The organism is Allorhodopirellula heiligendammensis (assembly GCF_007860105.1).
GTDB classification, from domain to species: Bacteria; Planctomycetota; Planctomycetia; order Pirellulales; family Pirellulaceae; genus Rhodopirellula; species Rhodopirellula heiligendammensis.
The window spans coordinates 449,716-460,809 of record NZ_SJPU01000003.1 but is presented as its reverse complement, the minus strand read 5'-3'; the positions used below and the strand labels follow the sequence as shown (position 1 = coordinate 460,809).

Sequence of the window (11,094 nt, the reverse complement as noted above, 5' to 3'; positions counted from 1 at the left end):
GACATGGCGACGTCGAGGGTGGGTGAACGATGCCCCCATGGTAACGATTCCCGTGCGAGCGTGCAGAAGAACCTCGATACCAGCAAGCCTGGGTGCAGACGCGACGCCTCACGTCACGCGGACAGGCTCATTCGAATCACTCCCGAGGTAACGTGCCGCAGAGATGTTGCTCCACGGCAGCACAGACGTTCAAAAGTGCGATTGCAAGTCCCCAGCACTGCTACCCAACACGCCCACCGGAGACTGCGTTTCGCAACCTGCGACTACTGGGGAGTTACATTTGCATGCACATATTCTGGGTCGCCAGCGTCAGCGGGCATTTCGCTGTTCCATTGCAATACCGCTTTCACAAGTCGCTTGGTGATTTCGGGGTGTCCGGTGGCAACATTCGTGGATTCGCCGGGGTCCGACTCGACATTGTAGAGTTTCTTGTGGCTACCATCGAAATCGCACAGTAGTTTCCATTCACCCCTGCGGACTGCCAGATCCGGCAGGTTCTTGAACTGAAAATTCTTGTCGTGTTCGGGCGGTCGTCGGAAGAAGAGCGGCTTTTTACGAGACTCATTTGATTGACCAATCAAGACCGGCGCCAGATCTTCGCCGTCGAACTCAATACCCGCGGGTGGATCGACACCGGTTAAATCCAGCAGTGAGGGAACCAGATCGATGGCGGAGAACACAGATTTGTGATTGACGGTACCTTGGGCATCCTGCGACATCAGGCCGGGCCCCCAGACGATCAAGGGTGAGCGAACGCCTCCTTCGTAGAGTGTGACTTTGTTCCCTTTAAGCGGGCCTGCGGATCCCGCTCCCGGCTCAGGACCGTTGTCCGAACAGATCAGTATCAGGGTATTATCGCGTAGCTTTTCGTCGCTCTTGATCCGTTGGAAAAGCCGGGCGAGTTGCGTATCCATTTCTTCAAGAACGGACAAATAGAGTCCGCGTTTGCCATCTTTCCAGCCTTCGATGGATGGAAAGAACGGGCTGTGCACATCATCGGGCCAAACATTGATATAGAAAGGTTCATCGGCGGCCTGAGCTTGATCGACGAACTCAATCGCCCGGTCGGTGAAGCCACCGGTGATCTTCGATCGCAGCATCCACGTGACGGGTTCCCCGAGACGTTCGGCATTCTCCCAGATTCGACCTTTTTTAACTCCACCGTCTTTCGTCGGTGTTTCAGTCAGAGGCAGAAGTTTCGCGCCCATACCTTCGAAATTAGTTAGCGATGTGTCGAATCCGTAATCGGAGATGGGCGGCGCATCATCGACATCCCGCTGACCGCCCATGTGCCATTTCCCACAGTGGGCCGTGGCATAACCGGCATCTTGCAGCGAGCGGGCTAACATCGGAGCCTCGGGAGATAGCCAGTTTGCGACACCGCGCTGGTGATTGCTGTTGCGATTATTCAGGAACGAGGTAATACGGTGCCGCTGGGGATATTGCCCTGTTGAAATCGCGACTCGCGAGGGCGAGCAAATGGGCGAATTGACGTAGAACTGTTCGAACCGGATGCCCTCGGCAGCCATGGCATCAATGTTCGGTGTGGATGCTTCGGTGTTGCCGAAACAAGAAAAATCTCCCCAGCCCATGTCGTCGATGAAAACGAGTACGACGTTGGGCCGTTCCGCAGAAATCGCTTGACTCGAAAACACGATGCAGCACAGCATCGCGAAAATCGTTGTTTTGATGTTCATCATTGTTGAGGTTTCCTATTGTTGTGTTTGTTGATTCAACAGCCCACCGTCTGCTCCCCGATAAGGGAAGTCCCAATCGGCACGTCTAGGCAATCATCTCGTCGACAATCCGGCCATGGACGTCAGTAAGACGGAAATCACGGCCAGCGTAGGGATAGGTCAGTCGTTTATGGTCGTAGCCGAGCAGTTGCAAAATAGTGGCATGAAGGTCATGAACATGGACGCGATTTTCGACGGCTTTGAAGCCGAGCTCATCGCTCGCTCCGACCGTGGTCCCAGCCGCGACGCCGCCTCCAGCCATCCACATAGTGAATCCATAGTGGTTGTGATCGCGTCCGTTCATCTTACCCTGATTAGCTCCCTCTTTGGGAAGTTCGACGACAGGGGTGCGACCAAACTCACCCCCCCAGATCACCAGTGTATCTTCCAGCAATCCCGTCCGCTTCAGATCGCTCAGCAGTGCCGCGATCGCTTGGTCGACTTTGCCAGCAACGTTGCGATGCGCGATGTGGATATCGTCGTGTGAATCCCATGGTTGGCCAGCACCCGTGTACAGTTGCACAAACCGCACATCGCGTTCGACTAATCGGCGAGCGATCAACGCACCCCGGGCGAATTCTCCCTTACCGTACATTTCCAACGTCTGCTTCGATTCACGCGAGACATCGAACGCCTCAGATGCTTCACTCTGCATGCGGTAGGCCAGTTCGAAAGACTCGATCCGAGACTCCAGCCTGGGATCACCCACACGTTTGGCAGCATGCTCATTGTTCCATTTCAGAAGGAGGTCGAGTTGTTCGCGTTGGTCTGGAGGTGCCACGGCGCGGCCGCGAATATTCTCGATCAATCGTTCCACCGAGGCATGGCGTGGGTCGACATGCGTCCCTTGGTACTTGCCCGGCAGGAACCCATTTTGCCAGTTCTGAGATTCTTTGATCGGGTAGCCCCCTGGGCACATCGCGACAAAAGCAGGCAGATTCTCGTTGGCCGAGCCCAGGCCATAGGTCACCCATGATCCTAGGGCGGGCCGGATCAACCGTGCTTCGCCGCAGTTCATCAGCAGCAGCGACGGTTCATGGTTGGGCACGTCGGCGTGCATCGAGTGAATCACGCACATCTCGTCGACATGTGCGGCGGTGCGTTGGAACAACTCACTGACGGGCAGACCACGCTCACCGTATTTCTGAAAGGAAAATGGCGAACGCATCACATTTCCGGTGGGGCGTTCCGTCTTGACGTTGTCGAGCCCCGCAGTTTTCCCATCAAATTGCTCCAGCGCTGGCTTGTGATCGAAGCTATCAACGTGGCTCGGTCCCCCATTCATGAACAGATGGATGACCCGCTTGGCCTTGGCAGGAAAATGGACAGGGACATTGCCGGTGAATCCTTCGTCCATGCCGCTCGCGCAGGCGTCCCCGCGGAGCAGATCGCCTAAAGCAATCGCACCGAGTCCGAGGCCACACCGCTGTAATGCGTCACGCCGATTGAAAGTGATTGACATAGCATTTAGTCGACAAAAAAGAATTCGTTGCTGAGAAACAGAACTTGAGCAAGCTGTTCAAACCGGTCCAGTGAAACGGCTCGCTCTGGTGCAAAGGGACCGCTGAATCCATCGGTAGAGCTGAACTGAAGCATTTCGGTGGGGCTTTGGAGCAAGAGTTTGCCGCGCCACTGAAAACTATCAAAACTCAACCCTTCGCCACTGTGGACGATAAAATCGACGACATCACCTTGCTGGACATCGTTCCGGCGGGCGTTGTAACGCTGCGTGCCTGATGCAATGGATGCTTGCCATTCGGTTTGCCCATTGACCTGGACTGTGGCGATGATGCCGTCATCCTGATCACTGGGCCGAGTGACGGCGCCATTGAGTGTCAGCTTGCCGTTGGCGGGACTGGTCCAACGCCGCACGATAATGCCGGCGTCTCCGTGGGCCGGATGCCCTCCATCGCGGGACAACGATGCGTAAGACATCGGCCCGGGACTGGGGAAAGTTTCTTCGAATTGCCAGCGATCATCTTTGAAAACTTTTAAGGGCGTGAACTGGGTGACCTGATCATCGGCCCACATGGCGGTGCCGTATTGCCAGGTACTCCGTGGATCAATGGCGTTCGGATTATCAGCAGGGGGTGACGAAACGAACCGCACCGCATCGGCGAGTTCGGCTGGCGGCGGTTCGCGGCCGAGAACCTGTCGAAACAGCGATTCGATGACCGCGGCATCGTCGGGATCGCCTGCAGCATCTTGTCGTGCAAGCTCTACGGCGAGTTGAGCGGCATGACTGATCTGGGGATGATTGAGTAAGAACAGCGGTTGCTGCGGAACGGTTGTGTAATACCGTCCTGGCGAGTGCATGTCAGGACTCGCAAAGTCAAACGTCCGGAACAGACCAGGCAGGTTCTGTCGATCGATGCGCGCGTAAAGTGTTCGCCGAGGCACCAAATCGGGCTGTGTAATTTCGACCGCAGGCCCGCCGATCCGATTGTCGAGGTAGCCACAGCCCATCAGTAGTCCGTCTCGCATCGATTCAAAATCCAATCGACTGCGGCGCGCGTGCGTCCAAAGTGCGTTTTCGGGGTCGCTCACACGGGCAAGTTCCGAAGGCGTCGCCGCTTGATGGTAGATGCGGGTATGCAAGATGCGACGAACAAGTCGTTTAATACTCCAATCACTGGCAAAATCAGCCGCCAATTCATCGAGCACACTTTGTAAGGGCGGCGCGGGCGTGCGATACCCAAAATCGCTCGGTGAATCCACTAATGGGTGTCCCAAAAGATGCTCCCAAATCCGATTCACCATCACTCGGGCGGTCAGCGGATTCGCGGGATCTACGATCGCTTCGGCGAGTTCGAGTCGGCCGCTCCCGCTTTTGAACTGAGCTGTTTCGGGCTTGCGAAATGCCGTCAGATAGCGGCGAGGGGCGATCTCGCCTTGCCGTGAGCGATCACCGCGAACAAAGACCCGAAAGTCACGCACTTTTGGGCGATCAACCAGCATCAAGGGGCTGGCAGCTGTCTCCAGATCGGCGGGGGGAACACTATTCTCGAGCACATTGTAGAGGGAGTAATAGTCGATGGTCGGGATCGGATCAAATTTGTGGTCATGGCAGCGTGCGCAAGACACGGTGAGGCCCAACAAGCCACGGGTGACGACGTCAATGCGATCATCAATCGTATCATCATGTCTTAGAAACTGTCGTCCGACGGTCAGGAAGCCCATCGCGTCGGCATCCATGCTGCCCGGCTCAGCGGTTTGGTCGCCGGCGAGCTGGTGACGAATCATTTCATCGTAAGGCATGTCCTCGCAGAACGCGGAAATTAACCAGTCTCGATAACGGTACGCGTATTTCAAGTTCCGGTCCTTGCCACCAACTGCATATCCAATTGTGTCGGCGTACCGCGCAACATCGAGCCAGTGGCGGGTGAACCGCTCGCCGAAACGTGGGTCCGCCAACATGCGATCGATGCGGCGGGTCTCGGCATCTGGGCGAGAGTCAGACTCGAAACTGGCGATCTGAGCGGAGGAAACGGGAAGCCCATGCAAATCGTCACTCCATCTCCGGTGCAACGTCGCACGATTCACCGCTGGCGCAGGCGAGAGATGCTTGACTGCGGCCTGGCCACGGGCGATCTCATCGATAGGGTCGGCATCTGCCGCGTCCGCATTTGAAGGCAGTACATCCGGCAGCGAGTCAAAGTCATCGCCGCTGAGTCGTTGCGGGGGAACGAACGCCCAGTGGGTCGAAGGGTCACGATCCAGCGGTTTGGACGCCATTTGTTGAGCCTCGCTCATGTCTTCGTCACGCGGATCAGGTGCCCCGCCGTCGATCCAGGTTCGCAGCCGCTCGATCTGTTCGTCTGCGAGTTTTCCTTCAGGCGGCATTTGCAGATCGGCATCCGCATACAGCATCGCTTTGATTAACAAACTCTCCGCAGCATTGCCGGGGATTACCACCGGCCCGCTGACGCCTCCGCTTGCCATCGCTGCAGCGGTATCCAGGTGCAGATCTCCCATCGATTCGCCCGCTGATTGCGAGTGGCACTCGTAGCAGTGCTCGATGAGCAGGGGCCGAACATGGGTTTCAAAATAGGCTTCGTCAACGGCGGCCGTCTCCGCCCACGTCGGGGGCGCGATCAGGGCGCAGGCTAGGACGATGGCGCGTCCGAGAGGTCCGGATTGCATAGGAGGTGGGGGAGGGGAGGGAAGGGGAGGTGGGAGAGGCCGGGAGGCAGCTCTTAATATATCAGCAGTGAACGGCACCATTGTAACAATTCTTCCCGATCAACGCCTGTGGCGGTTTGCACGGGACAGCCGAGGCGACCGAGTGTTTCCGACCAGGACGGCAAGACGCCGTCCGGCCCCGTTGTCATGAGCACCCGCAACAAACGCATGGGGGCGTCGCGACGGAGCCGGATCGCAGGCGGTTGGGTATTCGCGGGAATGGCCAACCCATGGTAGATATTGTCGGTCGAGAGCGCTGCTGCCAAGGCCATCGCGCCAGCGGGACTGGCCGCCTTGGCGTCCTCCGTTGAAATCACGCTCCCACTGAGGACCGCTACCGCGCTGGCGTCGGCCCCGGACTGCTTGATCGCTGGCAGCGTCAATTTGCTAATCGCGTCGATCTCTGCGAGTTGCCAACGCTGCTCGTTTTCGCTGGCGATGAGCAGGATCGCAACCCGGTACTGCTTCGCCAGGACTTTCCAACGTTTAAGTTGTTCCGCTAAATCTCGCTGGACAGGTGGCAGCAAACACACCGCCAGGGCAACAGGTGCGGCTGCGTCGGCAGCCGCGTTGGGGGTGTTGCTGACAGGGTGCCAAAGCAAGGCCTGATTGGCGATGTCAGGCAATCGCATTGGTGTCGAAGTCCAAGTTTCCTCAGCAGACGCTGCTGTATCATCTTCATCACGTTCCGTCAGTTTCGTTGCCTGTCGTTGCAACTCAAGTCGATCGAGCGGCCCGGCCCATTGGGCGGGTTGAATTTCCTGCTTGAGTGTCTCGGGCGGCTCTGACTCAAGTTGCCGCTCAAGCTCGATCAGTTGTGGAGTTTGGGGGTCGGCGGACCACATTCGCTGACGCAGCACCTCGGGATCATCGAGCTCTTTGCCGTCGAGAGACTTCAGGTTATCACCGATCTTCAGAATGCCATCGGCGGGCGACCCTGGTAGCACGGAGGTCACTCGAAGTCCTGACGACGTGATGCCTAGATACTGCGGCTGCAGGGGTTCGATCGTCGCCGCGAGAGTTGCTGTGGCAGTGCTTCGCTGCCCATCTCGCTCGTACTCAATCGCGACTTCCTCCCCCGCATCGAACCTCCCCAGCGCCAGTTGGACTTCTTGGCGGCGGCGTACTTCGCGGCCGCCCACACGGATGAGTCGATCACCCGACTGCAGCCCCGCCCGATCTGCGGGTGAACGCTTGCGAACCGTCGCCAGCGTGGTGCCGGGGCTGTACGGATCATCGCCACCGACCACCAACCCTAGCAAGCCTGAGCGGATCGTCTCACCACTTCGCAACGCGTCAAGTTTGCCTGCGATCACGTCGGCAGGTACTGCGAAGGCCACGCCTGAATCGTACCATTCGGTCGGGTCTTCGGCACCGCTTTCTCCGACTGCGGGAATCAATACGCCGACCAACTTGCCGTGCAAATCAACGAGTGGGCCGCCGTAGAAAACGGGCGATATCCGCACGTCGCTCTGGATTGCGGTGCCGCCCAGACGATCCACCGCCGACAAAATCCCGGTGCTGATTCGTGGCACTCCTGATTCACCGTAGCGCGAGATGGCGATCAAAGTGGAACCGATCGGACGCACGGGATCGGCGGCCGTTGCCGACGAGTCCGTGCTCTCCAGCGCAATGGGATGTAACTCGATTTGCTTGGGATCGATTTTCAGTAGCACGAGCTCGCGATGTTTATCTTCAGCGACTACCCTCGCAGGTAAACGCTCACCACTACCGAGGGTGACAATGATACTGGCTGATGACGCACGGGTGACCCACGACGAGGCCAGCACGTGTCCCTCGCGGTCGATGATCACGCCGCAGGTCGGTGCGTCCTGGCGGACCTCGCCGTCCGATTGCAACGTACCAATCACCTCGACACTGACGACCGATGGCAAAATTTCGTTCGTAATGCGGCGCACTTGCTCGGCCAGGACCGATTGATAATCCACCGCTCCTGGCAGAGCCCGGTCGTCCGCTGCATCGTCGGCTCGGAGTGGGCGGGGAGCAGAACCGACCACCACTAGGCAGCCCAGTACGAACAGCAGAAATCGATTTTGCGGGATCATGGACGGACGATCAGTTCGAGGATTTCGTTTTCACGCTGGACGGTCAGTACCACATCATCGCGGCGATCGATTCGGCGGAGTTGTTCACGAAAGACGCGTTGGTGTGGGACCCGTCGCCCGTTGACCAAGAGGATTAAATCATCAGGGCGTACATCGGCAAGCAGCGCCGGTCCGGTTGCCGCCACAGTATCGACGTACACCGGTGTGGTTTCCAGCACGTCCGGGATCAGCAGTACGCCGAGTGTGTCCTCATTATGAGATTTATCTCTCGCCAGGAGCGGGTCCTGTTCCACCGGCGTCACACTCTTGCGGCCCGCGATAATGTCGCCGATCGGCGTGCGTAAGACATCCGATGGAATCGCGTAATTAAGCCACACGCCAGTGCGACGATCACGTAACTCCTTTCCGAGCATGCCGACCAATCGACCTTCGAGATCCACCAATGCTCCACCGGCTGCACCAGGGTTGTTGGCGACCAGGTCCAACAGCCAGACCTCGCCACGATAGGCAGTGGCAAAGGTACCGCGTCGCGCATCGAGTTTGCTGCGCGCGGCAATCCGACCATGCATGACACTTTCGGGCTCATTGCCCGTAGCAATGTTGAACAGGTTGCTCAGGGCAAGAACGGGATCTCCCCAGCGGGCGATCGGGGCATCTGCCGATCCAGCGGGGACCTCAAAAAATGGCAACTCCGTGGCATCGAGTTTTAATACCGCCAGCTCAAGAGAGGGCTCGAAGCCGACCACCTTACTTTCAAAGCGTCGTCCATCATTGAGAACGACAATAGGGTCGACGTCCAGCACGCTGCTCCAGGCTGTCGCCACATGCCCCACCGATGAGACGATGAAACCGCTTTGGTAGGCATCCAACCCACCCACGCCGCCCGCACCGTAGATCTTGACGACGCGATCCTGCACTTGCGAACTCGCCCGGGCAAGAGACGGTTGGGCATGCACCTGGCAAGTCCAGAAACACAAAACCGATACCAACAGCAGAGAGAGTCCTGAACCGAGATCGCGAAAGCCTCGTCCCCCTGATCGATATTGGAGGAGACGCTGATGTTGAAGGAGACGCTGAGTTGCCGTGTTTCGGCGTTCTAGCCCAACGGGCTTGATCGGCTGCTTATTCGACATTTCCATCACCACCTTCGCCGCTCAATTCGGCTGGCATCGAGTTATCTGCGGTAGCCCAAGTGTTGATTCGCAGAGTTACCGACGGATCAAGGCCATATCGCAACTGCAGCACACGAGGCAGTTGACTGTCCTCGGTCGATCCTTCGCGGTTGTCGTCGATGGCGAACTCACCCGCACCGCCAAGGGTTTCGGAATTGGTCTCGAGTAACCATGTCGGCGGATCGATCCAGACCTCGGCGGGATCCCCATCGCGATCGGCGAACGACTCGATCACCTCTAAGCGTCCGGAGGTGGGATGCTGAAAAAAACGAGACTCCAGACCACCGTGGATGCCGACGGTGCCCTCACGCAGCGGGCGGCGACCGAGCAGAGGAGCGGTCCCCCATGCATACGTCTCCCCGTAGCGATTCGGTCCCATCAGCAGCATACGGCGTAGGCTTTGCATGGCAGCGAGCACGCCAGTCGCATGCCCGCGATCGACTGCCGCGACATATTCATCGGGGCGACTAAGCCGCACCCGTCGCTCGCCGAGAGTCATCTCACAACTGTCATCACTGACGATCATCGTGAACGGAATCGCGTTCGGTTCACCAGCGACATCTGCTTGGCCCGTAATGTTCCAGCCATCACCACCGGCGGGCAGGGCGGAAAACTGATGTCGCAGTCGCTCAATGAACTTCGTTTGAAGTTGTGCATTGTAAAAATAGTTTGCGAATCCCTTACGTTCTTCGATCCGTTCAATCGCCGCTGCTGGAATGGGCTCGCCACCAGCATCCTTTTTGACATCATCCTGGGCATTATTTGACCCTGGCTGGGCGGGAGCAGCATCGGAGTTGCCATGCTCGTGTTCGCCGCCCTCGTGTTCGGCGCCCTCGTGTTCGGCGCCCTCGTGATCGCCGTCTTCATGCTCAGCTTCTTCGGGCGATTGCTCGTCGGGAGCCTGCTGCGATTTCTGGGGTGGGGCCGGTGGTGGCGGAGGCAGCGCCGATTTCATTTTTTCTAGTAATTCGTCACCGCGGTGCACGTTGGCCAACCGGACTAACGTTTGAATGACCTGGCCCTCCTGGCGATAGGTCAGCGGCACTCGCCACTGGGCAGGAAACGTAGCCAGCAGATTTTGCACGTCGTTGGCAGTCTGCACCACGCGATGGTCGATTTCGAGAATCTCGTCTCCGTATCGCAGGCCGCGCCGAAACGCATCACTGGATTGCAGGATGTTGGTCACGCGCACGCTGCCGTCGTCATCCGTACCTACCGTAGCACCGAGAGTGGCATGATCGAGAATACGACCGCTGTGCAGCGACCCGAGAAAGTTCTGGGCTTGGTCACCTGAGATGGCGTACCCCACGCCAACATTGACTCGCCCCCGCTTCTCAAAGGAACATCGTCCGATGATTCCGATGAGATCGCCACTGGCGTCGTAGAGTGGACCACCCGAATTGCCAGGGTTAATCGAGGCATCCGTCTGGAAGCAATTTCCGTACTCCAGCAGCGTGCCTGAGGGATACTGATAGCGACGTGTGCCGCTGATGATGCCCGCCGAGACCGTAGGCTGCAGATTGGTTGCAAGCAGGAACGGGTTGCCGATGGCGTAGCAAGCGTCGCCGACCTGGACTTGGCGACTGGGGACAAATTTCGCTGTGGGAAAATCATCGCGTCCTAGTAACTGAATCAACGCTAAGTCACCCACCGGATCGATGCCCACAGTCACTGCATCGTAGATATTGCCATCACGGAGACCGCAGCGCATGTACGTTCCCGCTGGGCTGGTAACGTGAAAATTGGTCAGGGCAAAGCCGTCTTTCGAAATCAACACGGCCGACCCTCCCCCGGCGCCGCCGGGGACGAAGACGCAGACCGTCGACGACATGGCATGCTCCACTGCTTCGACCCGCTGATTTTCTATCTGCCATAGCAAATCGATATCGTCGCCGTTCGCTGGTGTGGCACCCAGCATGCTGCTCCAGCAGACCCAAA

General features: G+C 58.1%; 6 protein-coding genes. All 6 read right to left on the bottom strand.

Going from position 1 to position 11,094, the window contains the following annotated elements; translation table 11 throughout:
- Positions 1-263: 263 nt before the first annotated feature.
- Complete coding sequence (locus tag Poly21_RS21725) at positions 264-1,700, bottom strand: sulfatase-like hydrolase/transferase (RefSeq protein ID WP_146409147.1); 1,437 nt, start codon at positions 1,698-1,700, stop codon at positions 264-266.
- An 82-nt stretch (positions 1,701-1,782) separates the two neighbouring features.
- Complete coding sequence (locus Poly21_RS21720; protein WP_146409146.1) at positions 1,783-3,198, bottom strand: DUF1501 domain-containing protein; 1,416 nt, start codon at positions 3,196-3,198, stop codon at positions 1,783-1,785.
- A 5-nt stretch (positions 3,199-3,203) separates the two neighbouring features.
- Positions 3,204-5,879 carry a PSD1 and planctomycete cytochrome C domain-containing protein gene (locus Poly21_RS21715; protein WP_146409145.1) on the bottom strand — a complete coding sequence of 892 codons (2,676 nt, stop codon included), beginning with the start codon at positions 5,877-5,879 and terminating at the stop codon, positions 3,204-3,206.
- Positions 5,880-5,932: 53 nt separating this feature from the next.
- Complete coding sequence (locus Poly21_RS21710; protein WP_146409144.1) at positions 5,933-7,984, bottom strand: S1C family serine protease; 2,052 nt, start codon at positions 7,982-7,984, stop codon at positions 5,933-5,935.
- Positions 7,981-9,123, bottom strand: a complete 1,143-nt coding sequence (locus Poly21_RS21705; RefSeq protein WP_302120091.1) for a S1C family serine protease — start codon at positions 9,121-9,123, stop codon at positions 7,981-7,983. The genes Poly21_RS21710 and Poly21_RS21705 overlap by 4 nt, the downstream gene beginning before the upstream one ends.
- A complete protein-coding gene (locus Poly21_RS21700; RefSeq protein WP_436967520.1) occupies positions 9,107-11,074 on the bottom strand; it encodes a S1C family serine protease in 1,968 nt (655 codons plus the stop codon). Before Poly21_RS21700 ends, Poly21_RS21705 begins: the two co-directional genes overlap by 17 nt.
- Between the last annotated feature and the right edge of the window lie 20 nt (positions 11,075-11,094).